The sequence below is a fragment of the Rhodococcus sp. 27YEA15 genome (assembly GCF_049739425.1).
Taxonomy (GTDB): Bacteria; Actinomycetota; Actinomycetes; order Mycobacteriales; family Mycobacteriaceae; genus Rhodococcus_F.
Genome location: NZ_JBMHHW010000001.1, coordinates 4,233,637 through 4,258,442, shown reverse-complemented (window position 1 = coordinate 4,258,442; position 24,806 = coordinate 4,233,637). Strand labels below are relative to the sequence as shown.

General features: G+C 63.5%; 26 protein-coding genes and 1 pseudogene. 16 read left to right on the top strand and 11 right to left on the bottom strand.

Going from position 1 to position 24,806, the window contains the following annotated elements; genetic code table 11:
- Positions 1-44 precede the first annotated feature (44 nt).
- Together ABH922_RS19880 and ABH922_RS19875 are read left to right on the top strand one after the other, a co-directional pair.
- Complete coding sequence (locus ABH922_RS19880) at positions 45-1,733, top strand: alkaline phosphatase D family protein (RefSeq protein WP_424808548.1); 1,689 nt, start codon at positions 45-47, stop codon at positions 1,731-1,733.
- Positions 1,730-3,004 carry an alkaline phosphatase family protein gene (locus ABH922_RS19875; protein WP_424808547.1) on the top strand — a complete coding sequence of 425 codons (1,275 nt, stop codon included), beginning with the start codon at positions 1,730-1,732 and terminating at the stop codon, positions 3,002-3,004. The genes ABH922_RS19880 and ABH922_RS19875 overlap by 4 nt, the downstream gene beginning before the upstream one ends.
- On the opposite strand, the gene ABH922_RS19870 is transcribed toward ABH922_RS19875, so the two are convergent.
- The gene (locus ABH922_RS19870; RefSeq protein ID WP_424808546.1) at positions 3,001-3,558 is read right to left on the bottom strand and encodes a TIGR03086 family metal-binding protein; all 558 of its coding nucleotides are present in this window, start codon (positions 3,556-3,558) and stop codon (positions 3,001-3,003) included. The genes ABH922_RS19875 and ABH922_RS19870 overlap by 4 nt on opposite strands.
- 225 nt (positions 3,559-3,783) lie before the next feature.
- Here ABH922_RS19870 and ABH922_RS19865 point away from each other — a divergent pair, with 225 nt between their 5' ends.
- Together ABH922_RS19865 and ABH922_RS19860 are read left to right on the top strand one after the other, a co-directional pair.
- A complete protein-coding gene (locus tag ABH922_RS19865; protein ID WP_424808545.1) occupies positions 3,784-4,779 on the top strand; it encodes an aldo/keto reductase in 996 nt (331 codons plus the stop codon).
- Positions 4,780-4,823: 44 nt separating this feature from the next.
- Positions 4,824-6,098, top strand: a complete 1,275-nt coding sequence (locus tag ABH922_RS19860) for an MFS transporter (RefSeq protein WP_424808544.1) — start codon at positions 4,824-4,826, stop codon at positions 6,096-6,098.
- An 84-nt stretch (positions 6,099-6,182) separates the two neighbouring features.
- Here ABH922_RS19860 and ABH922_RS19855 read toward each other — a convergent pair whose 3' ends face one another.
- Complete coding sequence (locus tag ABH922_RS19855; RefSeq protein ID WP_424808543.1) at positions 6,183-6,887, bottom strand: hypothetical protein; 705 nt, start codon at positions 6,885-6,887, stop codon at positions 6,183-6,185.
- An 84-nt stretch (positions 6,888-6,971) separates the two neighbouring features.
- Here ABH922_RS19855 and ABH922_RS19850 point away from each other — a divergent pair, with 84 nt between their 5' ends.
- The 6 genes from ABH922_RS19850 (at position 6,972) to htpG (ending at position 11,712) form a co-directional block, all read left to right on the top strand.
- On the top strand, positions 6,972-7,832 hold the full coding sequence (locus tag ABH922_RS19850; protein ID WP_424808542.1) for an SDR family oxidoreductase: 861 nt from the start codon (positions 6,972-6,974) through the stop codon (positions 7,830-7,832).
- A gap of 10 nt (positions 7,833-7,842) precedes the next feature.
- The gene (locus tag ABH922_RS19845; protein WP_424808541.1) at positions 7,843-8,313 is read left to right on the top strand and encodes a MerR family transcriptional regulator; all 471 of its coding nucleotides are present in this window, start codon (positions 7,843-7,845) and stop codon (positions 8,311-8,313) included.
- An 80-nt stretch (positions 8,314-8,393) separates the two neighbouring features.
- Positions 8,394-8,813 carry an SRPBCC family protein gene (locus ABH922_RS19840; RefSeq protein WP_424808540.1) on the top strand — a complete coding sequence of 140 codons (420 nt, stop codon included), beginning with the start codon at positions 8,394-8,396 and terminating at the stop codon, positions 8,811-8,813.
- Positions 8,810-9,214: an EVE domain-containing protein gene (locus ABH922_RS19835; RefSeq protein ID WP_424808539.1), complete on the top strand. Its 405-nt coding sequence runs from the start codon at positions 8,810-8,812 to the stop codon at positions 9,212-9,214. The genes ABH922_RS19840 and ABH922_RS19835 overlap by 4 nt, the downstream gene beginning before the upstream one ends.
- A gap of 12 nt (positions 9,215-9,226) precedes the next feature.
- A complete protein-coding gene (locus ABH922_RS19830) occupies positions 9,227-9,673 on the top strand; it encodes a MarR family winged helix-turn-helix transcriptional regulator (RefSeq protein WP_424808538.1) in 447 nt (148 codons plus the stop codon).
- A gap of 110 nt (positions 9,674-9,783) precedes the next feature.
- Complete coding sequence (gene htpG, locus ABH922_RS19825; protein ID WP_424808537.1) at positions 9,784-11,712, top strand: molecular chaperone HtpG; 1,929 nt, start codon at positions 9,784-9,786, stop codon at positions 11,710-11,712.
- A 55-nt stretch (positions 11,713-11,767) separates the two neighbouring features.
- Here the strand turns inward: htpG and ABH922_RS19820 are convergent, their stop codons facing one another.
- Positions 11,768-12,727: a DUF2332 domain-containing protein gene (locus ABH922_RS19820; protein WP_424808536.1), complete on the bottom strand. Its 960-nt coding sequence runs from the start codon at positions 12,725-12,727 to the stop codon at positions 11,768-11,770.
- 135 nt (positions 12,728-12,862) lie between these two features.
- Here ABH922_RS19820 and ABH922_RS19815 point away from each other — a divergent pair, with 135 nt between their 5' ends.
- The 5 genes from ABH922_RS19815 (at position 12,863) to ABH922_RS19795 (ending at position 17,612) form a co-directional block, all read left to right on the top strand.
- The gene (locus tag ABH922_RS19815) at positions 12,863-13,402 is read left to right on the top strand and encodes a DinB family protein (protein ID WP_424808535.1); all 540 of its coding nucleotides are present in this window, start codon (positions 12,863-12,865) and stop codon (positions 13,400-13,402) included.
- A gap of 79 nt (positions 13,403-13,481) precedes the next feature.
- Complete coding sequence (locus ABH922_RS19810; protein ID WP_424809733.1) at positions 13,482-15,062, top strand: FAD-binding oxidoreductase; 1,581 nt, start codon at positions 13,482-13,484, stop codon at positions 15,060-15,062.
- The gene (locus tag ABH922_RS19805; RefSeq protein WP_424808534.1) at positions 15,059-15,976 is read left to right on the top strand and encodes a diacylglycerol kinase; all 918 of its coding nucleotides are present in this window, start codon (positions 15,059-15,061) and stop codon (positions 15,974-15,976) included. The genes ABH922_RS19810 and ABH922_RS19805 overlap by 4 nt, the downstream gene beginning before the upstream one ends.
- Before the next feature lie 46 nt (positions 15,977-16,022).
- Positions 16,023-16,898, top strand: a complete 876-nt coding sequence (locus tag ABH922_RS19800) for a potassium channel family protein (protein WP_424808533.1) — start codon at positions 16,023-16,025, stop codon at positions 16,896-16,898.
- 12 nt (positions 16,899-16,910) lie between these two features.
- The gene (locus ABH922_RS19795; RefSeq protein ID WP_424808532.1) at positions 16,911-17,612 is read left to right on the top strand and encodes a TetR family transcriptional regulator; all 702 of its coding nucleotides are present in this window, start codon (positions 16,911-16,913) and stop codon (positions 17,610-17,612) included.
- Here ABH922_RS19795 and ABH922_RS19790 read toward each other — a convergent pair.
- The 7 genes and pseudogenes from ABH922_RS19790 to ABH922_RS19760 all read right to left on the bottom strand — a co-directional run bounded on the left by ABH922_RS19790 (position 17,584) and on the right by ABH922_RS19760 (position 23,136).
- Positions 17,584-18,774, bottom strand: coding sequence for a metallophosphoesterase (locus ABH922_RS19790; RefSeq protein WP_424808531.1), 1,191 nt, complete (start codon positions 18,772-18,774; stop codon positions 17,584-17,586). The two genes, ABH922_RS19795 and ABH922_RS19790, sit on opposite strands and share 29 nt — an antisense overlap.
- A 69-nt stretch (positions 18,775-18,843) precedes the next feature.
- Positions 18,844-19,233, bottom strand: a complete 390-nt coding sequence (locus tag ABH922_RS19785) for an RNA-binding S4 domain-containing protein (protein WP_424808530.1) — start codon at positions 19,231-19,233, stop codon at positions 18,844-18,846.
- Positions 19,234-19,418: 185 nt separating this feature from the next.
- Positions 19,419-20,267, bottom strand: coding sequence for a 3-hydroxybutyryl-CoA dehydrogenase (locus ABH922_RS19780; protein ID WP_424808529.1), 849 nt, complete (start codon positions 20,265-20,267; stop codon positions 19,419-19,421).
- Positions 20,268-20,356: 89 nt separating this feature from the next.
- Positions 20,357-21,514 carry an acyl-CoA dehydrogenase gene (locus ABH922_RS19775; RefSeq protein WP_424808528.1) on the bottom strand — a complete coding sequence of 386 codons (1,158 nt, stop codon included), beginning with the start codon at positions 21,512-21,514 and terminating at the stop codon, positions 20,357-20,359.
- A 206-nt stretch (positions 21,515-21,720) separates the two neighbouring features.
- Positions 21,721-22,416: a TetR family transcriptional regulator gene (locus tag ABH922_RS19770; RefSeq protein ID WP_424808527.1), complete on the bottom strand. Its 696-nt coding sequence runs from the start codon at positions 22,414-22,416 to the stop codon at positions 21,721-21,723.
- 28 nt (positions 22,417-22,444) lie between these two features.
- Positions 22,445-22,978: pseudogene (locus ABH922_RS19765) on the bottom strand (AMP-binding enzyme); the annotation flags it as partial.
- Positions 22,927-23,136, bottom strand: coding sequence for a hypothetical protein (locus tag ABH922_RS19760; protein ID WP_424809784.1), 210 nt, complete (start codon positions 23,134-23,136; stop codon positions 22,927-22,929). The gene ABH922_RS19760 and the pseudogene ABH922_RS19765, both read right to left, overlap by 52 nt.
- Positions 23,137-23,262: 126 nt before the next feature.
- Here ABH922_RS19760 and ABH922_RS19755 point away from each other — a divergent pair, with 126 nt between their 5' ends.
- Positions 23,263-24,042 carry a response regulator transcription factor gene (locus ABH922_RS19755; protein WP_424808526.1) on the top strand — a complete coding sequence of 260 codons (780 nt, stop codon included), beginning with the start codon at positions 23,263-23,265 and terminating at the stop codon, positions 24,040-24,042.
- Between the two features lie 4 nt (positions 24,043-24,046).
- Here the strand turns inward: ABH922_RS19755 and ABH922_RS19750 are convergent, their stop codons facing one another.
- The gene (locus tag ABH922_RS19750) at positions 24,047-24,727 is read right to left on the bottom strand and encodes a 3'-5' exonuclease (RefSeq protein ID WP_424808525.1); all 681 of its coding nucleotides are present in this window, start codon (positions 24,725-24,727) and stop codon (positions 24,047-24,049) included.
- Between the last annotated feature and the right edge of the window lie 79 nt (positions 24,728-24,806).

Here is a 24,806-nt window from a genome sequence, read left to right as displayed (position 1 = left end):
GTAACTCCCTTGAACACCTGTTCAGTTCCCGGTTCACTCCTAGCGTGCAGACGAATGCCTTCGATCGAATATCCAGACGTGGACTCCTGCAGGGCTCGGCGGCGCTGGCCGGTGCGGTGGGGTTCGCAGTCGCGTCGGCAACCAGTGCCGGAGCCGGAACGCCCACCGACGGTGCAGTCTTCGGGCACGGCGTTGCTTCCGGAGACCCGTTACCCGAGGCGGTGATCATCTGGACGCGGGTGACTCCCACTGCCGCCGCGACGCCGGGTTCCGGGATCGGACCGGCCGTCACGGTGAACTGGGCGGTCGCGACCGATGCAGGGTTCGCGAACGTCGTCCGATCAGGAAGTGCAAACACGTCGGCGGATTCCGATCACACTGTCAAGGTGGACGTCACCGGACTGAAGGCGGCCACTGCCTACTGGTATCGCTTCACGCTCGATTCCGTCGTGTCGCCGGTCGGGCAGACCAGGACGGCGCCGTCGAACTCGGCAGACCTGGATCGGATCAGGTTCGGTGTGGTGTCCTGCTCCAACTGGGAGGCCGGGTACTTCGGTGCCTACCGTCACCTGGCCCTACGGGACGATCTGGACGCGATCATTCACCTCGGCGACTACATCTACGAGTACGGGCAGGGGGAGTACGGCACGAAAAGTGGGGCGGTGCGTCTGCACGAGCCCGCGCACGAGATCATCTCGCTCGCGGACTACCGAATCCGCCATGCGCAGTACAAGACCGACCCTGATCTTGTGGTTCTGCATGCCAAGCTTCCGTTCATCGCCACGTGGGACGATCACGAGTCCGCCGACAACTCGTACCGGGACGGCGCCGAGAACCACACCCCTGGCATCGAAGGCGACTGGGCGGATCGAAAGGCGCACTCCGCCAGAGCGTATTTCGAATGGATGCCGGTTCGCCCGTCCGGGCGCGGATCGGACGTGCAACTGTATCGGCGATTCCGCTTCGGTAATCTCGCCGAGATCTCGATGTTGGATCTGCGCACCTATCGTGACGAGCAGCCGACGCTGAAGCAGGTCGACGACCCCACCCGCACCATTACCGGTAGAGCCCAGATGGATTGGTTGACCAGCGGTATCGTCAGCTCGCCGACGCAATGGAAGGTGGTCGGCAATCCGGTGATGATCACCCCGTGTGTGTTCCCGCCGCTCGAACCAGCGACGACGGCAGCGCTGACGGAACTGGTCGGCCTCCCGCAGGCCGGATACCCGTACAACACCGACCAGTGGGACGGGTACACGGCCGACCGCAGGAGGTTGTTCGACACGATTCGTGACCACAACATCGCGGACACGGTTTTCATCACCGGCGATATTCACAGCTCGTGGGCCTGCGATCTGCCGATCAATGCCGCCGACTACCCGGGGGGACCGACAGTGGGGGCCGAGTTCGTGGTGCCCTCGGTGACTTCCCCGAACATCGACGAGATGCTGAACGTACCCCCGCGCACGGTGTCGCCGGCGGCAGAAGAGGCGTTCAAGGCGATCAATCGTCATGTTCGCTACGTCGAGTTGGATTCGCATGGTTACGGGGTATTCGACATCGCACGCAGCGGTACCCAGATGGACTGGTACTTCCTCGATGACGTCACCAACCCGCAGAGCGACGTGCACTACGCAGTCAGCTACCGGCAGCCGGCCGGGGCGGGCAGTACAGTCGCCTCCACCGCTGTTGCCCTCGACCCGGCATCGTACCGACCAGGAGTGACCCAGTGAGCATCGAAGTCTCGCGCCGCAACGTCCTCATCGGCGGCGGCGTAGCTGCCGGAACCGCCTTGTTCGGATCGACCGCGCACGCGAATGTCCCTGCTCGCGGCGGGATTCCGGATGTCGATGTTCATGTCGTGGTCATCGACGGTATGCGACCCGACGAGCTACGCGCCGATCTCACCCCCATCCTCACCGGGTTGGCGGCCGGCGGAATACACTACCCGGATGCCACGGCGATCACCATCGCCGAGACGCTACCCAATCACACCGCCATGATGACCGGCGTTCTCCCCGCACGTTCGGGTGTGCCCGCCAACTCCGTCTACGATCCCGCCATCGACAAGACGCGCGATCTCGATCGGGCGTCGGATCTGAAAACGTCGACAGTGCTCGATCGCGTCCGCACCGAACTCGGATTGACCACGGCCGGCGTGCTCTCCAAACGTTATCTGCACGGATTGTTCGGAGATCGGGCATCGGTGGTGTGGGATCCGCAACCGTTGGTGCCCGGTACCGCTCATGCCCCGGACAACTTCACGATCGACGCACTCGTGCAGATCGTCGGAGCGAACTCACCACGATTGACGTTCACCAATCTCGGCGACGTCGACCGCGTCGGGCACCTGGATCTGACCGGGCCGTCGATTCGCATCGCACGGACGGCGGCCCTGCAGAACACCGACAACCAGGTGCGACGTTTCGTCGACTTCCTCCACGGCACCGGCCGCTGGAATCGGAGTATTCTCATTGTCTTGGCCGACCATTCGATGGACTGGTCCGAACCGGCACGACTCATCGGGCTCGACCAGCCACTGAATGCGGATCCGTTGCTGTCCGGCAAGATTCGGATATCGCAGAACGGTGGTGCCGACCTGATCTACTTCGTGGGCCAGGACGGTGAACGGGCCGAAGCCGTCGAGCGCATCCGTCGAATTGCGAGCGGTGTCCCCGGCGTCGAGTCAACCCATCTCCCATCCGAATTCACTCTCGGTGGTAATGCCGGTGACGTCGTGGCGTTCTGCGCGCCGGGTTGGCGGTTCAGCGACCCCACCCCGTTGTCGAATCCGATCCCTGGCAACCACGGACATTTCGTGACTCTGCCGATTCCGTTCTTCCTCAGCGGCGGCCATCCGGCGCTCGACGGCGGGCGGTCCGTCTCGACGCAGGCGCGTACGATCGACGTCGCGCCCACCGTCGCAGCGTTGTTCGGTCTCGGTGCACCGGTAGGTGGTTGGGACGGTGTGGCCCGCACCGCTGGTGTGGCGTTGAACCTCTAGCGGGGGTCGCGGCCGGTCAACGCAATCAGCTTGTCCTGCAACGAGGAGTCTTCGGCGATCTCGACAGGGGCGGCGAACAGGCCGCTCTGGGCGAGGACGTCCTGCTGGTGCGACATGTCGGACCACACGGCCTCGACCAGTTCGGGGTTCAGTCGATCGTCGTAGCCCACGGCGCGGCCGAGATCCCAGCTGTGGATGAGAACATCGGAGATCTGCTGACGAAGGTAGTACTCCATGCCCACGGTTCCGAACGACAGATGGACCTTGGCGGACAAGCTGGTGCTCTGCCAGGCGTTGATCGCGGCGTCCGAGTATTTCTGCCATTCGGTCCACAGATCATCACCGATCGGGGCGATGTGGGCGGATGCAAGTGTGACGGTCAGACCACCGAGCAGTGGCGGCACCCATTCCTGTTCGTCGATGACGTGCCGGACCAGCTGCTCCACATTCCAGTCGGAGTTGGGGGTGGATCCGTTCCAGTCGTCGACTTCGGCCAGGCGTGAACCGAATTCCTGATGGGCAGCCAGCACGAGTTCGAGCCAATCGAATGCCATAAGTTTCAGGCTAACGCGTTACGGCGGCCGCGATGGTGACAGTTCGATCGCAATGCCATTCGAGTGGGCGTCGAAGCTTCCGCCGGTGTCCTCTCGCGGCCGGAATCCGGGGCGCGGGGCCGGTGAGGTTCGGATACTCGTCAGGATGAGCACAACCGGTGCGTTCGGCGTCGATTCCGTGAACACTGAAAGGGTTGTTCTCGAAATCGAGCCCGAGGAGTTTTCATGTCTGTTCCCACCGTCGAACTGGCCGCAGGTCTTACCGTCAGCGCTCAGGGTTACGGCGCGATGTCGGTGGCTCCGGTCTACGGCCCGGTGGACCCGGCCGAAGCACTCGCGACGCTTCATCATGCGATCGACATCGGCATCACGTTCATCGACACCGCCAACGTGTACGGCGAGGGCGCCAGCGAGCTCGCTGTCGGCGAGGTGATCAAGGACCGTCGTGACGAGGTGCAATTGGCCACCAAGTTCGGCCTGGTCGGTGTTCTCGGCAACGGTCAGCGGGGGATAAACGGCGATCCGGCATACGTGTCGCAGGCACTCGAAGAATCACTGGGCCGTCTGGGAGTCGACCACGTCGACCTGTACTACCTGCACCGTGTCGATCCGAACGTCCCGATCGAGGACACCGTCGGCGCCATCGCGGAGCAAGTGAAGGCGGGGAAGGTTCGCCACATCGGCCTTTCCGAGGCGACCGGCGACGAGCTGCGGCGCGCGTACGCAGTGCACCCGATTGCCGCGATCCAGTCGGAATGGAGCATCTGGAGTCGAGACGTCGAGAACAAGGTGGTTCCCGCGGCAGCCGAACTCGGCATCGGGTTCGTTCCGTTCTCGCCCGTCGGCCGGGGGTTCCTCGCCGGATCGTACGACGACGCGAGTGCAGCCGAGAACGATCTGCGACGACGCTTCCCCCGCTTCGCCGCCGAAGCGCTGCCGGCCAACTACCGTGTCCTCGACGTCGTACGCGAAGTGGGCGCCGAACTGGGAGCGACGCCCGCGCAGGTGTCGTTGGCATGGCTCGACGCGAAGGGGCGGCACTACGGACTGCCGTCGGTGTCCATTCCCGGCACCCGTTTCGCGGCCCGTGTCAGTGAGAACGCCGGGGCGTTGGAGGTGACGCTCTCCGACGATCAGATCGCCCGACTCGACGCGCTGGCAGGTCGAACGGTCGGTCAGCGTTCCGCAGACCTGAACTGGGTGTCGCAGGGGCGCGAATAGTCGAACCGAGAAGCCCCCGGAGAACGGGGTAGTATTCACCCTCGATGAAAAAAGTATGGTGGGTGTGGGGCGTCGGAGTTTTCTCCTACCTGATCGCCGTTCTCCACCGTACTTCTTTCGGAGTATCGGGACTCTCTGCTGCAGAAAGATTCTCGATCTCGCCGAGTGTGCTCTCCACCTTCGTCGTGTTGCAGATCGTGGTGTACGCGGGAATGCAGATTCCGGCCGGTGTTCTGCTGGATCGGTACGGCTCGCGGGTGATGATTGCCATCGGTGCGTTCGTGATGGCGGCAGCGCAATTCACGTTGGCGTCAACGGAATCGTTGCCTGTCGCCATCGCTGCTCGCGTGGCAGTGGGCGTAGGTGACGCGTTCACGTTCATCTCGGTACTTCGACTGGTGCCGCAGTGGTTCCCGCCTCGGCAGGTGCCGCTCGTCTCCCAGTTCACCGGCATTCTCGGCCAATTGGGGCAGGTGCTTTCGGCTTTGCCGTTCATGATGCTGTTGACGAACGTGAGTTGGTCGGCGGCGTACGTGAGCGCTGCCGCGTTGGGTGCGTTGGCCTGCGTTCTGGCGTTGACCGTGGTCCGGAACGCGCCGCCCGGAACAGAGCTCGTGACGGTATCGGCCGGCGCCCGAGACATCGGTCGTCAGATCAAGACGGCCTGGATGCGGCCGGGAACTCGGCTGGGGTTCTTCAGCCACATGGGTACCCAGTTCTCGATCACCACATTCGCATTGCTGTGGGGTGTGCCGTATCTGACGTCGGCTCAGGGGCTCGACTCGGCCACTGTCGGTTCACTCCTGACGTTGTCGGTGATCTCAGCGATAGCGGCCGGGCCGATACTGGGCATTCTCACCGGCCGCTATCCGATGCGCCGGTCGCTGCTCGTGCTGGCGATCATGACCACCAGCGCCGTGATCTGGACCGTCGTTCTTCTACGTAGCGGTCCGTCACCACTGTGGCTTCTCGTGCTTCTGATCATCGTGATATCGGTGGGTGGTCCAGGATCGATGATCGGATTCGACTTCGCGCGCACCTCCAATCCGAGTTCGTCGATGGGCACTGCGCAGGGAATGGTGAACATCGGCGGATTTCTGGCGACTCTCATCGTGATTCAGGTGATGGGCGTGATCCTGGGTCGTCTCGGTGGGTACACGTTCGACGCGTTCCGAGTTGCCTGGCTGGTGCAGTACCCGGTCTGGATTCTGGGTATCGCCGGTGTCCTGGTCACCCGTGGCAAGGCGCGAAAGGAATTGATTGCGCAGGGTGTTCGGATTCGTCCGCTCCGCGAAGCGCTTCGTCGCCCTCGATCGTGAGGTCGGCGATCACCCGACGGAACTGCTTGTGTAAGTAAGTCGAATTGAAGTCGCCACTGATGATCACGCTGCTCGATGTGCCCCTCAGATGCTCGCCCAGTCGGCGTTGCTCGGCTCCTCACACCGTCGCCGGCGATACGTACGGGACGGCAGTGTGGACCGAGAACACGGTAACCGGATGTCGCGCTCCGACGTGCAGTTCGGCGGCCAGGGTCTGCGGAGAGAGGCCGTCCAGGGCACGGGTATCGGAGAGCGGGTAGCGACTGCAAATACCAGTCCCGCCGCCCCCGTCCGCATACGTAACCAGAAGTGATGGGGCAGAAGATCTTCGAGGCCGGAGTCCTTGAAGGCTCTGGCCTCGGATGTCGTCAACTCCGGGACGGCCGGCACGTCGACGCCGCGGGCGTGAACGGTCGTTACCAGAGCGTCCGGATCGGCAGACCCCACCAGAAGATTGGCTTGCATGATCCGAATCGAGGTGTCGTCATCGCGAAGTGGATCCGCGATCGCGGGGACGTACAGCGGGTTCACCGACCATCCGAACAGCCCCAGGACGGTGAGCGATGCGGCGACGACCGTCCACCGTCGACCGAACGCCGCGACTGCTGCTCCTGCGGCAGTGGCGATCATCGCAGGCGGGGCAAGGGGCGCCGCGATGATCACCGCATCGTCGTCGACGTCGAGCCTCGTGGCGGCCGGCGCAGCTCCACCCACCACTGTCCCGGCGATACCGACGCCGGCCGTGAGCCGACGGAAGAGCGTTGTGTAGGTCGTCGTGTCGATGGGCATTGCTCCATGGAAACCGAAGTTGGTGAGCGGGGCCGCCGCTCCGAGCTTGCGTTCGAGCGCGCTCGAAGCCTTAGCGTGGCCGTCATGACAACCAAGACATGGATTATCACCGGCGTCTCCCAGGGATTCGGCCGAGAACTTGCACAGTCGGCTCTACGTTCGGGAGATTCGGTTCTCGCCGCGGTACGGCGCCCGGAGTCCGTCGACGACATCGCCTCCGAGTATCCCGACCGGTTTGCCACGGTGCAGTTGGACGTGCGGGACACCGCGGCGGCGCCCGCTGTCGTCCGACAGGCGGAGGACCGGTTCGGGGGTGTGGACGTACTGGTCAACAACGCCGGGAGCGGCATGATCGGTGCCGCCGAAGACGTGACGGAAGCGCAACTGCGGAATCTGTTGGACGTGCACCTGATCGGGCCGGCCGCGCTGGTGCGTGCGGTACTTCCTGGCATGCGCGAGCAGGGCAGCGGGACAATAGTCCAGATGAGCAGCCAGGGCGGACGCATGTCGTTCCGTGGTGCAGGCAGCTACTCGGCGGCCAAATTCGCACTGGAAGGCTGGTCCGAGGCGTTGGCGAGCGAACTGGAGTCTTTCGGTATCCGGGTGATGATCGTAGAACCCAGCCGCTTCCGAACCGCATTCAACGAACCGGGAGTGCTCGGCCGTGCCGAGCTGTCGGCGACGTATCGCGACATCCTCGCACCCGTGTTCGCGGACATGAGCGCGGCGAACGGTGTTCAGGAAGGTGACCCGGCAAAAGCTGCCGACATCATCGTCGATCTGGTGCACGGCGATCGGCTCCCGCTGCGCCTTCCGTTGGGGAACGAGGCGGTCCGCCGGATCTCCGATTCGTATCGTCGGAACCTCGCCGAGTTGCAGGTGTGGGCGGATGTCGCCGGTAGTGCGGACTTCGTCGACGCTGCCGGTCCGGTCCGACCGTTCTAGGCTCGACGGTATGGCTACCGACGATCTGATGCGCAAGGCGCTCGCCGTACTCGGTGAGGTCGACGGCCCGATGTCGATCGAGGTGATTCACCGACTCGTCGATGCCGGGGACGTGGCAGGTCCGATGTCCATCGCCGAGGTCTCCGACCTGCTGGACACCTCGGCGCACACGCTGAGGTACTACGAGAGAATCGGGCTCGTGACTGTGGCGCGCGATAGCACCGGCTATCGTCTCTACCAGCCGGATTCCATTCGTCGATTGGTATTCCTGACGCGAATGCGGCTCTCGGGAATGGCAATTCGAGATCTTCAACATTACGTCGAACTCGTCGACGAAGGCGACAGCACGATCGCGGAGCGACTCGACATGTTGCTCGAACATCGCGACACCGTTCGTCGTCAGATCAAGGAATTGACTCTGTCACTGGCGGCGACGGAATACAAGATCGCCACTTACGGTGGCACTGCCGGCGGGCTGTAGCCGGTAGTGCCACCTCGAGTATCGGAGAGGTTGGTGCGGGCGGTCTTGCGAAGTATTTAATAAGCGCGCATACTAAATTCATGATCGAACTTGCCAGTGGTTCAGCAACTTCTACGTCCGCTCCGGCAGAGTTTCATGCGAGATGGGTCGATCACCGGACCTGGCCGCAATGGTCGCCCGATACCGAATGGGTTCGTGTCGACGGACCAGTTCGAGCGGGGGCTCGGGGTGTACTACGAGCCAAGGGTGGCCCGAGGGTGAGGTTCGAGATCACTACTGTCGAACCCGACAGTGAATACACCGACACCGCACTGTTCTTCGGCGCCCGACTGGTGTTCCGCCATACTGCGGAGGCGTTCGCCGACGGTACTCGGCTCGCAGTGCACGTGGCCATTGACGGACCCCTTTCCTTGGTGTGGGGTCTGGTACTGCGTCGCGGCTTCGAGAAATCGGCCCAGGCCGATCTGGATCGTCTCGTAGCTCTTGTGGAGGGGCGATGAACGCCTGGCTGGGGGTGGTGTCGGCAGAACACGTGCGGCGCGCGGTCTCGCTGGGGATCGCGCAGATCGGGCACGGGAAGAAGGCAGGCCTGGTGAGAATGAATGCAGGCGACACCCTCGTCTACTATTCGCCCGTCGAATCCATGGGTAACCGAAATCCCTTGCGTCAGTTCACTGCGCTCGGAACCGTCGAAGACGACGAGATATGGCAAGCCGACGAGGGTGAGTTCACGCCGTTCCGGCGTCGCGTGCGGTACGAGGGGCTCGAGCCGGTTCGCCTCGACGAGGTGAAGGACCGGTTGCAACTGACCGCGTCACCGCACTGGGGGTACCAACTGCGGCGGGGACTGATCCCGTTGGCGGACGTCGACGTCGCGGTCCTGAGGTCGGCGATGAGCTGACAGACTGTGTCGGTGACGAAGACTTTCGAAACCGGGTTCGACGACGAATCCGCGAGCCCCGGTCTCATGCTGTGGCGGGTCACCAACTCCTGGCAGGCCGTCATCCGCAGCGCATTGCAACCATTCGGCCTCACCCATGTCCAGTTCGTTCTCCTGGCGTCGTTGGCCTGGCTCGACGGCGAATCCGCGATCACCCAGCGTGAGTTGTCCGACCATGCGAGGGTCGATCCGATGATGACGTCGCAGGTGGTGAGGACGCTCGCCGCCAAGGGGTTGGTTGAGCGTCACCGGCATCCCACCGACGCGCGAGCGCGATCTCTGGCCGTCACGCCGGCCGGGGCAACCCTGGTGAACAGGGCAAATCAAGTGGTCGAGGCGACTGATCGCGAGTTTTTCGCTAGGCTCGGCCCCGAAGCGGGGGGCTTCGTGAACATGCTCGGCAAACTCGACGACGTGTAACGGGCGTCGTCGTCGATCCTGGTTCTGCTCCTGGCCGAGCTGCACGTCTGCAGCTATCTCGGTGACGTAAAATTCTCCGAGTCAACTCAGAGTAGAGAGAGGGTTCGAAAGTGACCGCGCACACCGAGCAGCTCGAGTTCCAAGCAGAAACGCGCCAGCTGCTGGATCTGATGGTTCATTCAATCTATTCGAACAAGGACAGTTTCCTTCGTGAGCTGATTTCCAACGCTTCCGATGCGCTGGACAAGCTCCGTCTCGAGTCGTACCAGAACAAGGAACTGCAGGTAGACGTTTCCGACCTGCACATCGAAATAGACATCGACAAAGAGGCACGTACCCTCACCATCCGTGACAACGGTATCGGTATGTCGCGCGAGGAGGTGGTCGATCTCATCGGAACCCTCGCCAAGTCAGGCACCGCCGAGGTGCGGCGCAAGCTCAAGGAAGCGAAGGACGCCGCCGCATCGGAAGAGCTGATCGGCCAGTTCGGCATCGGTTTCTACTCCACTTTCATGGTCGCGGAGAAGGTCACGCTGCTGACCCGTCGCGCCGGCGAAGAGCATGCGACGCGCTGGGAATCCAGTGGCGAAGGTACCTACACGATCGAGACCGTCGAGCAGGCACCACAGGGCAGCTCTGTGACGTTGCAGCTTCTGCCCGAGGATTCCGAGAACGGCCTGCACGACTACACGTCGGAGTGGAAGATCAAGGAACTGGTCAAGAAGTACTCCGACTTCATCGCCTGGCCCATCCGCATGGACGTGGCCCGGACGTCGACGCCGGCCGAAGGCGAAGAACCCGAGATCACCATCGAGACCGAGACGGTCAACTCGATGAAGGCGCTGTGGACCCGCTCCAAGGACGACGTGTCCGAGGAAGAGTACAAGGAGTTTTACAAGCACGTCAGTCATGCGTGGGACGAGCCGCTCGAGATCATTCCCATGAAGGCCGAAGGTACGTTCGAATACCAAGCGCTGCTGTTTATTCCGTCGACAGCCCCGTTCGATCTCTTCATGCGCGAGCGCAAGACCGGCATTCACCTGTACGTCAAGCGCGTCTTCATCATGGACGACTGCGAAGAGCTGGTACCCGACTACCTGCGTTTCGTCAAAGGTGTCGTCGACGCACAAGACCTCTCGCTCAACGTCTCCCGTGAAATCCTGCAACAGGACCGGCAGATCGCGGCGATTCGTCGTCGTCTGACCAAGAAGGTCCTCTCGACCATCAAGGACATGAAGGCGAACGAGCCCGAGAAGTACTCGACCTTCTGGAACGAGTTCGGTCGGGCGCTCAAGGAAGGTCTGATGGCCGATGCCGACAACCGGAAGACCTTGCTCGACGTCTCCTCGTTCGCGTCGACCCATTCCGACGAGGGTGTGACCACTCTTGCCGAGTACGTGGAGCGCATGAAGGACGGTCAGGAGCAGATCTACTTCATGACCGGCGAATCTCGCCACCTCATCGAAAGCTCGCCGCACATGGAGGCTTTCAAGGCCAAGGGCCTCGAGGTGCTCGTTCTCACCGATCCGGTGGACGAGATGTGGGTCGACGCGGTGTCGGACTTCGACGGCAAGTCCTTCCAGTCCATCGCCAAGGGCGAGGTAGACCTCGACACCGAGGACGAGAAGAAAGCAGCCGAGGCCGAACGTGAGGAGAAGGAAAAGGAATTCGGCGCGCTGCTGACGTGGCTCACCGAAACCCTGTCCGACGACATCAAGGAAACTCGTCTCTCCACCCGGTTGACGACGTCGGCCGCATGCATCGTCGGTGACGCGTTCAGCATGTCGCCGACACTCGAGAAGATGTATCGGGCGTCGGGGCAGCCGGTCCCACACAGCAAGCGCATTCTCGAGCTCAACCCGGAGCACCCGTTGGTGTCCGGTCTACGTGAGGCTCAGGCTGCCAACGACAACGCGGACAACCTCACCGAGACCGCGCAGCTGCTCTACGGCATGGCTCTTCTCGCCGAAGGCGGAGAGCTGAGCGATCCCGCTCACTTCACCCGCCTGCTGGCCGACCGGTTGGCCCGAACCGTTTGACCTTTTGCTGTGCGCCTTTATCAACCGCCCGCGGTTGATGAAGGCGCACAGCAGGTTAGAGCCAAGCCGGCGATTGCCCGTGGCCACCTGCCAGCGCTTTCGGCTTTCCGTCGAGAGAGACGACGAACTTCCCGCGCTGTCGGGCCGGGGAGGTCGTCAACTGCTCGTCTACCGCGGGCAGCACTCCGATGCCCTCGTTCGCAATCCAGTGGCACGGCAACGATTGCACGGTGTCGGTGAACGCTGCTCGCTCGTCCGGTGCCAGATAGTTCAGTACAGCGCTGTGAAAGACCACGGTGGTGGTGTTTGGAGGCGACTGCCGAACCAGTTCGGCAACAGTGGAATTGAGATCGCCGCGAACAAGGTGGGGCGGTTCGGTCCGTGCAATGGCGGCGGCGTCGCGTAGGCGCAGGCGTCGATGTTCCTGCTCTGGCCACACGAGGCTGTCCAACCATCGCATATCGTCCTCGTCGGAGACGTCGAGTGGGTTGAGGTCGATCCCGGCCCGACGGGTCACCACGGGAAGTGCCCGGGGAATCGGAGGTTGTCCGGTAGTCGTGCAGTTGAGAACCACCGTCGACGGGCCGCTGACGGGATCGAGCCGCTGATGCTCGTCGTAACGGTAGCTGTACCGGTCGGGGTAGAGGCAGAGTCCGGCGGAAGAGCCGACTTCGATCAGCGACAGTGGCCCGCCCAGAAGTCCGAGGACGGGAAGCAAGGCCGCCGCTCGGCCGGCTTCGTTGGTCTGGGTGGAGCGATTGAGTGCGAGGTGCTCGATCTGAGGCCAATGATCGATCGCCCACCGCCGAAACGACGAGTACGCCCCGGCCGGGGCGCCGAGATATCGACTGGCGCCGAGGATCAGATTCGGTTGCCGTTTGTGTCGAGGTAGGCGGTCGACGAGGGCGAGCAGTTCCGGATCGTCGGCGACGCCGATGCCCCACTGTTCGTACATGTCGGAGTTCCCGCGGGCCTCGACTTCTGCGAACGATCGGTACCAGGACGACGTATCCACAGCTCGTGTCTATCGCAGTGTTGGCGCGATCAGAAGGGTTGCGATCACCTCCGGTCAATTCAGGACTGAAACTGTCCGCAATCGATTCTAGCGTTGTGGGTATCAGCACGAACCCCTACAGGCAGGACTCCCGTCATGACCACGACCCACAGCACCCTCACCGGCGAACGCGCAGACCTTCTCGAGAGTCTGCGCCGGCATCGAGAATTCCTCCGGTTCACCGTTGCCGGTCTGGGCGAGGATCAAGCCGCGTCCCGTCCGACGGTCAGCGAACTCTGCCTCGGCGGATTGGTCAAACACGTGGCGGCAACCGAAAAAGGTTGGGCTGCATTTATTCTGGAAGGAGCTCGCGGGTTGGGTGGTGATTTCGATCCGACGGCGTGGACGCCCGAGATGCAGCAGATGCGCGCCGACGAGTTCGCCGTAGTCGACGGCGAGAACCTGGCCGAGATCCTGGCCGAATACGAGCGGGTGGCAGCTGAGACGGACGAGATACTGGCAACGGTGGACAGTCTCGACAGCTCACATCCGTTACCCCGGGCGCCGTGGTTCGAACCCGATGCGAGCTGGTCGGCGCGGCGAGTAATCCTGCACATAATTGCCGAGACGTCGCAGCATGCCGGCCACGCCGACATCCTGCGGGAATCGATCGACGGCATGAAGACGATGGGCTGACGGACGATCAGTGTTACACATCTAGCAGATGTGTAACACTGAGGCGATGAGTACCGAGAATGCTCCGTCGCTCCCTCCGATGCAGTGGGATGCCTGGGGTGATCCAGCGTGCAGGCGTGAACTCTCCGATGGTGTGCGGGCACTGTTGACCAGCGCATTGGGGGTTACCGCGCCGCCGGTCCTGCGTAGAAGCATCGGTGAGGTCCCGGTCGAACCGTCCGCTCTCGGCCCAACCCACCTCCGAGCGCTGTCCGCGGTGGTGGGCGACTCGCACGTCGGAGTTTCGGATATCGATCGGCTCCTGCACGCCGGTGGGAAAAGCACCCTCGACCTGCTTCGTCGTCGAAGCGTCGACCGACAACAGGCGCCGGACGCAGTCCTGACACCCGGCGGTGCGGACGAAGTGCAGGACATTCTGCGGTACTGCTCGAAGCATCGCATCGCGGTGGTTCCGTTCGGCGGTGGAACGTCCGTCGTGGGTGGGCTCGACCCGGTCCGAGACGGGTTCGAGGCAGTGGTGTCCCTCGATCTGCGACGCTTCGACCAGCTCTCCGATCTGGACGAGGAATCGGGAATAGCCACATTGGGGGCCGGCATCACGGGTCCTCGGGCCGAGGAACTACTTCGTGCCCGAGGGTTCTCGATCGGACACTTCCCGCAGAGCTTCCGATTCGCCACCATCGGCGGTTTCGCAGCGACCCGCTCCTCGGGTCAGGCGTCGGCCGGTTACGGGCGTTTCGAAGACATGGTGCACGGGCTGACCGTCGTCACGCCGAGTGGTGTACTCGTTACCGGCCGGGCGCCTGCGTCGGCGGCCGGACCGGATCTGGGCGAGCTTTTCGTCGGGTCGGAAGGGACTTTGGGTGTCATCACCGAGGTTCGAGTCAGAGTGCACCACGTGCCGGAGGCGATCGAACGCGAAGGCTGGAACTTTCCCGACTTCGCCACCGGGGCAGCGGCATTGCGTCAACTCGTTCAGGAGAGTTCGGTACCGACGGTATTGCGGTTGTCCGATGAAGCCGAGACCGGCGTCAACCTGGCTACCACCGGCAAGATCGGTGAGAGTGCCGTAGCCGGAGGATGTCTCGGTATCACGACGTACGAGGGCACAGCAGAGCTGGTGTCGCAACGGATGGCGCAGGCGCGCGCCGTCCTTGCCGCCCATGGCGGTACGTCGCTCGGTCCGGAACCCGGAAATGACTGGGAAAAAGGAAGATTCGACGCTCCGTATCTACGGGACGCGCTGCTCGACGCCGGAGCGCTGTGCGAGACCCTCGAAACGGCGACGACGTGGGGCAATCTGGCGAACGTGCGCACCGCCGTGACGCAGGCACTGGTGGACGCGTTGACCACGCAGGGAACGTCTCCACTGGTCATGTGCCACATCTCGCATACCTACACAACCGGGGCCTCGCTGTACTTCACCGTGGTGTGCGCCCAGACAACTGATCCCAGCGGTCAGTGGCTGGCGGCCAAACGCGCAGCCGGCGACGCCATCACCGGGTCAGGTGCGACCATCACTCATCATCACGCCGTCGGTGTCGACCATCGGCCGTGGATGGCAGACGAGATCGGCGGATTGGGTGCGAATATTCTGCAAGCGGTCAAGAATGCAGTTGACCCTGCCGGAATCCTCAACCCTGGAAAGCTGATCCCTTGACCGAAACCCGCCGCCGGATCGAGAAGGTCACCGTTCTGATCAACCCGTTGGCGGGCCACGGGCATGCGCCGGGCGCCGGGCGCCGGGCCGTCGCCCGATTGCGTGAGCGTGGCGTTGCCGTCAGCGAGATCATCGGCACCGATGCCGACGAGGCCAAGGAACTGGCAGCGCGGGCAATCGCGGGCGGAACGGATGCGTTGGTGGTGGTCGGCGGTGACGGTGCGATCAGCATCGGCTTGCAGGCGGCCGCGCTCACCGACATACCGATCGGGCTGGTACCGGCAGGTACCGGCAACGATCACGCCCGGGAGTTCGGGATTCCGACCGGTGATCCCGAGGCCGCTGCCGATGTCGTCGTCGACGGTCTGGTGCAGTTGTCGGACCTGGCACGGATCACCCTCGAGGACAGTTCGATCGTGTGGTCGGGGACCATCGTCGCAAGCGGGTTCGATTCACTTGTCACCGAACGGGCCAATCGGATGTCCTGGCCCAAGGGGCCGATGCGGTACAACCTGGCGATGCTCGCGGAGTTGGCTCAGCTGCGCCCGCTGAGTTATCGGATAGAACTCGACGATCGGATCGTCGACGTGGATGCGAGCCTGGTCGCCGTAGGGAACGGGCGTTCGTACGGCGGCGGAATGCTCATCACGCCGAACGCGTCCAGATCGGACGGGCTCCTCGACGTCACAGTGGTCGGCCACGGGTCGAGGCTGCGACTGGTTCGGCTCTTTCCGCGGGTGTACAAGGGAACGCACATCGATCTCCCCGAGGTGCAGACGTTTCGGTCTGCGCATGTCCGGTTGGTCTGCGAAGGTATCACCGCGTACGCGGACGGTGATCGAGTCGGCCCGTTGCCGATCTCGATCGATGCCGTGCCCGATGCCGTGCGGATACTGACTCGAAGCCGGATTTGACCACCTTCTCCTGACGAATCCGTTGCCGGAGTGTCAGACTGCCCGGATGAACGAACCAGTGAACCCGGTGCATGATCGCACCGTGTGGACGTCGGAGCGGTGGCAGCGGTTGACCGATTTACCGCTGACGGCAGCGGCATGTCTGATTCTGGTGGCCTATGCGTATCAGGTGCTGGCCGAGCCGGTGGGTGGCGCGTACGTGCTGACCAACCGGATCATGTGGGCAGCCTGGGTGGTATTCGCGGTCGACTATGCCGTTCGCCTGTGGTTGGCTCCGCAACGTGGTCGCTGGTTCGTCCGCCACCTCCTCGATCTCGCGATGGTGGTGCTTCCGATGCTGCGCCCCCTGCGGCTACTGCGTCTGGTGACTCTGTTGGCCGTCGTGTACCGCTCCAGCGGCGCGAGTTTGCGCGGTCGGGTGGTCGTGTACGCGGTGGGTGCGACGACGTTGTTGATCGGCGTCGCCGCGCTGGCGATGCTGGACACGGAACGACATGCACCAGGTGCGGAAATCACGTCGTACGGCAAAGCGCTGTGGTGGTCGATGGAGACCGTGACGACGGTGGGATACGGCGATATGGCCCCGGTCACCTCGACTGGTCGACTGATCGCAGGTGCGCTGATGATCGGCGGAATTGCGTTGTTGGGCATCGTGACGGCCACCCTCGCGTCGTGGTTGGTGGATCGAGTGGCCGAACAGGACGAGGCAGCGCAGGTAGCCACGCGAAAGCAGGTTGCCGATCTGGCCGCAGAGGTTCGAGCGCTGGCCGAGCGGCATCAACCCACCGATCTGGGCCACGTCGATCTCAGCCATGTCGACACGGAGACGCTGCGTCGTGAGTTGGCGTCCCGAAACGCCGCAGCCGAGACAGGTGCACCCGTGGCTGCCGTCCGGGATCCGGATAACAGAACGACGGTTTGATAGCCTCGCGTCATGGTGTCGACTCAAGGGTTCCAGCGGGCGCGGCGACCCGAGCAGATCGAAGCCCGGCGGTGCGCGATTCTCGACGCGGCTCGGGCTCTGCTCGGCTCCAAGCCGGTGGCCGACATCAGTCTGCGGGAACTCAGTGACAGCATCGGGCTCGCGAAGTCGAATGTGCTGCGCTACTTCGACAGTCGTGAGGCCATCTTCCTCGAGGTGCTGGACGAGAATTGGGTGTCCTGGCTCGACGCCGTCGAGAACGCACCGACAGCCGTCGATTCCGATGCTCCGTACGCGGCCGAGATCCAGGTCGCCACCCAACTTGCCGAATCGTTGGTCGAACGACGCCTGCTGTGTGAACTGGTCTCCGTCATGGCGGGTGTTCTCGAGCGAAATATCTCTGTCGATTTTGCGCGCGACTTCAAATCTCGTGCCGTGGCCAACGTCGATCGTTCTGCGGCGCTGATCCGTTCGAGGATTCCGGCGCTCTCGGAGGCCGACGCCAGGCAGGTTGCGAGTTCGATCATGATGCTGGTGGCGGGCCTGTGGCCCCACGCGGAACCCGCAGCCGCCGTCGCTACCGTGCAGGAGGAAATGGGGTCGGCGCCGGCGGCGGACGTGTTCGCGTCCATCCTGCGAGAGAGTTTGATCAATCAGGTTGTGGGAGCGTCGGTGCGGGCCTCGCTCAGGAGCGGCGCAGAGTCAGGACGGTGATCTCACTGGGGGCGAAAACCCGCAGTGGCGGTCCCCAGAATCCCGATCCCCGGCTGGTGTACAGCTGAGTGCGTTCACCGTGACGGCTGAGGCCGTGTACCGAGGGTTGATCGAGCTTCACCAGCATATTGAACGGCCAGATCTGACCGCCGTGCGTATGTCCCGCAATCTGCAGATCCACTCCCGCCGCAACGGAATCGGTGACCTGCTTGGGCTGGTGGGCGAGCATGAGGACAGGGAGTGTGGGATCCGTTCCAGCCAGCGCGGCACCGAAATCGGCTCCGTGACTTGCCTGCCGGGAGCCGCGCGCGGTGGCGTCGTCGACGCCCGCGACCACCAGTCGGTCGCCCCCTCGCTCGATCACGATGTGCTTGTTGTGCAAGGTTTCCCAGCCGAGGTGGTCCATGTGGTCCAGCCAGCCCTGGGCCTCGTGTAGATATTCGTGATTGCCGGTGACGTACACGTTGGCCAACTTCGACCTGACGGTGGCCAGCGGCGCAGCCTGCTCGCGGCGTTGATCGACGGTGCCGTCGGCGATGTCGCCGACATGCGCCACGATATCGGCGTCCAGTTCGTTCACGACGTCGACGACTCCCTGTGACCACTGTGCCCGATTGATCGGGCCGTAGTGGGTGTCGGTGATCGCGACGACCCTGAGTTCGTCCAGGCCGGCGCCGAGGCGGGGAATGACGACGTCCACGTACTTGACGCGTGGAACCCGCATGGCCTCGCGGTAACCCCACAGCACCAGGGCCACGGACACCACGATCGTCGCAAGCGCGGAAATCCGCGAGCGGACCGGATCGTCGACGCCGAACAGCATCAACGTCAGTCGGAGAACGTATCCGAGCACCGACCACACGAACACCACCCACACCACTCCGATGAGGGTGTCACCGACTCGGTGCAGCCCGTCACGGTCGACGCGACCGTAGGAAAGGAACATCGACGCGGGTAGTCCGACCAAGGCCAGCGCGAAAATGAGGGTGCCGACCACGACGACGGGTGTCGGCCAGTTCGGTCCACCGGCGACGAGCGTCCACCACGGCACCCCGAACAGCAAGATCAGGATGGCAGTGACGACGGCGGAAATCGTGACGATACGCAGCGGTCGTCGAGGTCGCGTCGTGGTGGGGGCGGTATTCGCCGAAGGGGAGCTCACTCCATCCAGGTTAAAGGACCATTGGTCTGTTAACAACAATGTCCGAATACGCCGGCGGTGAACACACGGCTAGAGCTCGTGTCCGCGGAGCTTCTCCAGATCGCGTCGTTCCCGTTTGGTGGGGCGCCCGGCACCCCGATCGCGCCGAGGTATGGAGGCGATGACCTCAGGTGGCGGTGGCGGCGGCGAATTGTCCACGAGAGAGTCCGCGGCAAGTGCAGGACTGACTCGTTTGGTGATCGGTTTGACCACCACGACTATCCGCTCGACCCCGGCCACCCGAACGCGCACCTCGTCGCCGGCCTTGACCTGCTGCGCAGCCTTCGCCGACGCGCCGTTCACCCGGACGTGCCCCGAGCGGCATGCCGTTGCAGCCTGCGAGCGTGTCTTGAACAGGCGGACCGCCCACGTCCAGCTGTCCACGCGAACGGAGAGTGAGGTAGGAGGCAGTGACGGCACGGGTCCACGATACCGGGCTCGGTTGCGCCGGCCGGCGTCGTCGCGTTCGATGAGAAGAGTCTGTCGACGGGGGTGGAATGCGGCTGCAGCAGCCGGCCGATGCGGTGGACGAGTTCGCGCGGCGAGTCTCGACACCGTGACTGCAGCGGCGCCTCGATATTCGAGGCGCCGCTGCAGCGGGTGGATCAGGCGTATTCGTAGAACCCGCGACCGGTCTTCTTGCCCAACTGGCCGGCGTCGACCTTGCGGCGAAGCAGAGCAGGCGGTGCGTAGTGCGGCTCGGCGAACTCCGCGTACAGAGATTCTGCGGCCGCGAGCGCGATGTCGAGACCGACGGTGTCGAGCAGCGTCAGCGGACCCATCGGGTAGCCGCAGCCGCCCTTCATGGCCTCGTCGATGTCTTCGGCTGTGGCGTAACCGGATTCGAGCATCCGCACGGCTTGGCACAGGTACGGGATCAGCAGCGCGTTCACGATGAAGCCCGAGCGGTCACCCGCGCGAACGGTCTTCTTGCGCAGCGTGTTCTTCGCGTAGTCGGTGACGGCGAGCACCGTCTCCTCGGACGTCGTGAGGCTGACGACGATCTCCACCAGCGGCATGACCGGTACGGGGTTGAAGAAGTGAACGCCGACAACCTGGCCGGGGCGGGTGGTGGCCTTGGCGATCTTGATGACCGGGATGGACGACGTGTTTGTTGCCAGAATGCCGGCCGGCTTGACGATCTTGTCCAGCTTGCCGAAGATCTCGTATTTGAGTGCTTCGATCTCGGGGGCGGCCTCGATCACCAGATCGCGGTCCGCGAACTCTTCGATATCCAGGGTGACGCGGACGCGAGCGATCGCGGCATCGGCGTCTTCCTGGGTGATCTTGCCTTTGGCGACACCGCGATTGATGGATTTGGTGATCCGCTCGCGGGCAGCGTCCGCGAACTCTTCCTTCGTTTCGAGCACCAGCACCGAGCTACCGGCTTTTGCACAGACCTCGGCAATGCCGGCACCCATGGTGCCGCCGCCGACTACGCCTACGAGTTCCATGTTTCTCCTCTGAATGGGGGGCGAAGCCCCTGTGCGCCTTTCCGGTAGTCGGAACTACCGAAAAGGCGCACAGCGGCCGGAGACCCTTCTTACTTCAACAGTGCACGCGACATCACGACGCGCTGAATCTGATTGGTGCCTTCGTAGATCTGCGTGATCTTGGCGTCACGCATCATGCGCTCGACCGGAAAGTCGGTGGTGTAACCGGCGCCACCGAACAGCTGCACGGCGTCGGTGGTGACCTCCATGGCGACGTCCGACGCGAAGCACTTGGCGGCGGCGGAGATGAAACCGAGGTTCTTCTCGCCGCGCTCGGCGCGAGCTGCCGAGGTGTAGACCATCAGGCGGGCGGCCTCGACCTTCATCGCCATGTCGGCGAGCATGAACTGTACTGCCTGGAAGTCGCTGATGGACTTCCCGAACTGCTTGCGGTCCTTGGTGTATGCCAGTGCCGCGTCGAGTGCGCCCTGAGCGAGTCCGACGGCCTGAGCGCCGATGGTGGGGCGGGTGTGGTCGAGGGTCTGCAGTGCGGTCTTGAAGCCGGTGCCCGGTTCGCCGATGATGCGGTCACCGGGAATGCGGCAGTTCTCGAAGTACAGTTCGGCGGTGGGGGAGCCCTTGATGCCGAGCTTCTTCTCTTTCGGTCCGACGACGAATCCTTCGTCGTCCTTGTGGACCATGAACGAGGAAATTCCGTTCGCGCCCTTGTCGGGATCGGTGACGGCCATGACGGTGTACCAGGTGGACTTGCCGCCGTTGGTGATCCAGCACTTGGAGCCGTTGAGGATCCAGTCGTCACCGTCTGCCCTCGCGCGGGTGCGCATGGCGGCGGCGTCGGAGCCGGCCTCACGCTCGGACAGGGCGTACGACGCCATGGCGCCTGCCACCAGATCCGGGAGAACCTTGGCCTTGAGTTCTTCCGAACCCTGCAGGATCAGACCCATGGTGCCGAGCTTGTTGACGGCGGGAATCAAGGAGGAGGAGCCACAAACGCGGGCCACTTCTTCGATGACGATGCAGGTGGCGACGGAGTCCGCGCCCTGACCGTCATAGGCTTCTGGGACGTGGATGGCGTTGAAGCCCGAAGCGTTGAGCGCGGTCAGTGCCTCTTCGGGGAAGCGTGAGTTCTCGTCGACGTCCTTGGCATGCGGTGCGATCTCCTTTTCGGAGAGGCCGCGGATCGCGGCCCGCAGCTCGTCGTGCTCTTCGCCGAGCTGGAAGAGGTTGAAGTCCGGATTTCCGGCCATGGGGCGCTCCTAGTTCGAAGACGATATAGGCACTCAGTGCCAGGGCGGTGCGAAGATCTGGTCCGAATTATGTCCGAGTCGACCGCGCCGGGGCGGCGATATGGACGAATTGGGACCAACAGGGGGAAGTCAACCACGGCACTGAGTGCCAGGTCAAGGGTGGTCAGATGAACGAGTGTCGAAGATCATCACGAAAACGAGGACCGTCAATCGAGCTGTCGGTGGATCTGCCGGCTGATTTCTGCCGCGGATGTACCAGGCGGAAACGTCACCACCAGCACGGACTTCTCGTCACCACGGCGCTCGACGTCCGCGCCCGGAACCACTGCATACGTGCGCCGGACGTCGAGCAGTGCAGCTCGCAATGCCTCGGCGGTGGCATCGGAGTCACCTTTGATCATGCTGCGTAGAAGATAGTTGTGGCACGCGGTGACAGCGGCGGCGAAACCGACCACTCGCAGTACCGGCTCTCGCGGCACCGAGCTGCGCAGATAGTCGACGAACAATCTCTCGTACCGGAAGCCAGTCACCAGTTCGCGATCGCGTAGCGCCGGAACGTGCTGAACGACGCGGTAGCGGCGCATGGACAGATCTCGGTTCTGACGGAATCGATCGAAGACCAGGCCCGCAGCATCACACACCCGCGCCCACGGATCCGGGGCGTCGACCGTGAGGAACTCCGCCGCCTGGGCGAGGAGGGACTCGTGATCAGCGAAGATCACGTCCTCTTTCGAACGAAACTGACGAAAGAAGGTACGGCGAGACACTCCGGCTGCGGCCGCGATCTGTTCGACGGTGGTGGCCTCGTAGCCGTTCTCGGAGAACAGGCGAATGGCCTGAGAGGCGACGTGCACCCGAAACTGTGTGGGATCAGTTTCGGGTACGTCGGCGCGTTCGGTCATGGATGCCAGTATCCAGGTGCAGGCTCACTCAGCTGTCGGCGCGTAGTCGGAACTCGAGTACCTTGCCCGTCGGTGTACGGGGAAGGTCGAGCGGAAAGGCGATGTCCCGGGGCACTTTGTATCCGGCCAGCAACGTGCGGGTGTGTTCGACGATCTCCTCGACGCTCGCCTGCGCATCCTTGCCGAGTACCACGAACGCCTTGGGGCGTTCGCCCCACTTCTCGTCGGGAACACCGACGACCGCCACGCCCACCACCGCCGGATGACTCATGATCGCCTGCTCCACCTCGACGGTCGAGATGTTCTCGCCGCCCGAGATGATGATGTCCTTGGCCCGGTCCTCGAGCTGGATGTACCCGTCGGGATGCATGACACCGAGATCGCCCGAGTGGAACCAGTCACCGGCAAACGCCTCGGCGGTCGCTGCGTCGTCACGGTAGTACCCGAGCATCACATTGTTACCCCGCAGCACGATCTCACCCATTGTCGTGCCGTCTGCAGGGACGTCGTTCATCGCGGTATCGACGACGCGGGCGTTCTCGGCCTGGACCATACCGACGCCCGGTTGCCGTGTACGACGGCAATGCGGTCCGGGAACACCGACGCACTGCGTTCGAGAAAGCGCAGCGGACTGAGCGGGGTGTTGTTGGCGGCGAGAGCGATCGGTGCGGACGCGGTTCCTCCGGAACTGACGGCGTGGTCGGGGTGCATGTTCTTCATGCACGCTATGACCTCGCACATGTGGCCGCTACCCTCTCAATTGGGTAGGCGCAGTGACAGGGAGTGCGAGTGAGCAGGGTGTTGAGGCCGAGCGACGACGACGCGTTACGCGCCGAACTGTGACGTTTGCACCCACAGACCGAACTGCCGGTGCTGTTCGGCGGCTGCGCCGCCGACCGGTCGCTGACCATCACCGGGTATCTCGGCACCCGCAGTAACGTCCTGCGGAACCTGAAAATCGATGCCGCTCTCGGGCTGGGTGGTCGGGCGATCGCCGAACAGCGCCCGGGCGCTGTGCAGGACTATGCGAACTCGTCGCACATCACCCACGACTACGACTACGAAGTGGGCGCCGAGGCCATCGAATCGTTGATGGCGGTACCGATCGTCGTCCGTGGTGTCACCAGGGGCGCGATTTGCGGTGGGCTGCGCGCCAATCTTCCGATCGGGAACGTGATCGCGGACAAGATGATGCGAGCCTCGTATGCACTCGCTCGCGAGATCGAGATTCGTGACGAAGTGGACCGGCGAGTGGAAATGCTCGATACCGTTGCAGTGGAAAACAATTCGAACCGCGACGTAGTGTCCGAGAGTGTTCTGGCATTGCACGAGATCGTCGCGAGGTTGGACGATGCCGCCCTCGGTGCGCAAGTGCAGGCCGTCGAAGCGAAACTCCGAGCACTCGTCTCGCCGATGGCGGCCGAGTCCGCGACCGTCCTCTCACCCGGCGAACGCCAGGTGCTCGGCTACGTTGCCCTCGGCCTGCGCAACGCCGACATCGCCGACCGGCTGTTCCTCAGCGTCGAGACGGTCAAGACGTACATGCGGAATCTGATGGGCAAACTCGACGCCCGCAGTCGTCACGAGGCCGTCGTCGAAGCGCGCAGTCAGGGACTGATTTTCTGACCGCTCAGGCGGTGAAGCGAATCGGCCACTGCCCGTTGATGTCCGAAGCCTCCCTGCCCTGGCTGATCAGATAGTCGGCGAAATCGCGTTGACGCTCGGCATGCCAGTCGGCTTGATCGGTCATCAAATCGCGTTCGACGATCTCCGGGAAGTGCACTGCCAGTGCGCGGGCGAGACCGGCTGCGGCCATCGCGTCGGCCTCGGCCTCGTGCGCTGACTCGAGCGTGATGCCGTAATGCTCGCATACGGCTGCGAGGGTCCGGCGGCCCGCACGATAGGTATCCATGGCGCGGTCGATGACGTACGGATCGATCACGAGTCCGGGGACAAGTCCGTCCCGGCCGAGGCGAAGCCCTTCCGAATGCATGATCGTCAGATCGTACGAGGCGTTGAATGCCACTACCGCGTGGTCCCTGGCCCAGGAGTGCTGCAGGGCGTCGCGGATCTCGTCGTATCCTTCGAGATAGTCCTGACCGTGCTCAGCGGCGTATTCGGTGCTGATGCCGTGAACTGCGCTGGCCCCGGCCGGGATGTCCACTCCCGGATCGAGCAGCCATGTGCGAGTTTCGATCCGAGGGCCGTCGACAACCGCAACGCAGGCGCTGACGATCCGCGCCGTCGACGGATCTCGCCCCGTGGTCTCGAGGTCGAACGCGCAGATCGGGCGATCGGACCAGCTACTCATCAGGGGCCTTTCGGTGCGAACGTCGATGTCCGATTCACTATGCACGTCCCTACCGACACAAACAGAAGACAGCCACCTC

Bases quoted from the DNA above. Each gene is read 5' to 3' on its own strand.
- ABH922_RS19870 (WP_424808546.1), bottom strand. From the start codon at position 3,558: ATGGCATTCGATTGGCTCGAACTCGTGCTGGCTGCCCATCAGGAATTC.
- ABH922_RS19865 (WP_424808545.1), top strand. From the start codon at position 3,784: ATGTCTGTTCCCACCGTCGAACTGGCCGCAGGTCTTACCGTCAGCGCT.
- ABH922_RS19860 (WP_424808544.1), top strand. From the start codon at position 4,824: ATGAAAAAAGTATGGTGGGTGTGGGGCGTCGGAGTTTTCTCCTACCTG.
- ABH922_RS19855 (WP_424808543.1), bottom strand. From the start codon at position 6,887: ATGCCCATCGACACGACGACCTACACAACGCTCTTCCGTCGGCTCACG.
- ABH922_RS19850 (WP_424808542.1), top strand. From the start codon at position 6,972: ATGACAACCAAGACATGGATTATCACCGGCGTCTCCCAGGGATTCGGC.
- ABH922_RS19845 (WP_424808541.1), top strand. From the start codon at position 7,843: ATGGCTACCGACGATCTGATGCGCAAGGCGCTCGCCGTACTCGGTGAG.
- ABH922_RS19840 (WP_424808540.1), top strand. From the start codon at position 8,394: ATGATCGAACTTGCCAGTGGTTCAGCAACTTCTACGTCCGCTCCGGCA.
- ABH922_RS19835 (WP_424808539.1), top strand. From the start codon at position 8,810: ATGAACGCCTGGCTGGGGGTGGTGTCGGCAGAACACGTGCGGCGCGCG.
- ABH922_RS19815 (WP_424808535.1), top strand. From the start codon at position 12,863: ATGACCACGACCCACAGCACCCTCACCGGCGAACGCGCAGACCTTCTC.
- ABH922_RS19810 (WP_424809733.1), top strand. From the start codon at position 13,482: ATGCAGTGGGATGCCTGGGGTGATCCAGCGTGCAGGCGTGAACTCTCC.
- ABH922_RS19800 (WP_424808533.1), top strand. From the start codon at position 16,023: ATGAACGAACCAGTGAACCCGGTGCATGATCGCACCGTGTGGACGTCG.
- ABH922_RS19795 (WP_424808532.1), top strand. From the start codon at position 16,911: ATGGTGTCGACTCAAGGGTTCCAGCGGGCGCGGCGACCCGAGCAGATC.
- ABH922_RS19780 (WP_424808529.1), bottom strand. From the start codon at position 20,267: ATGGAACTCGTAGGCGTAGTCGGCGGCGGCACCATGGGTGCCGGCATT.
- ABH922_RS19775 (WP_424808528.1), bottom strand. From the start codon at position 21,514: ATGGCCGGAAATCCGGACTTCAACCTCTTCCAGCTCGGCGAAGAGCAC.
- ABH922_RS19770 (WP_424808527.1), bottom strand. From the start codon at position 22,416: ATGACCGAACGCGCCGACGTACCCGAAACTGATCCCACACAGTTTCGG.
- ABH922_RS19760 (WP_424809784.1), bottom strand. From the start codon at position 23,136: ATGAAGAACATGCACCCCGACCACGCCGTCAGTTCCGGAGGAACCGCG.
- ABH922_RS19750 (WP_424808525.1), bottom strand. From the start codon at position 24,727: ATGAGTAGCTGGTCCGATCGCCCGATCTGCGCGTTCGACCTCGAGACC.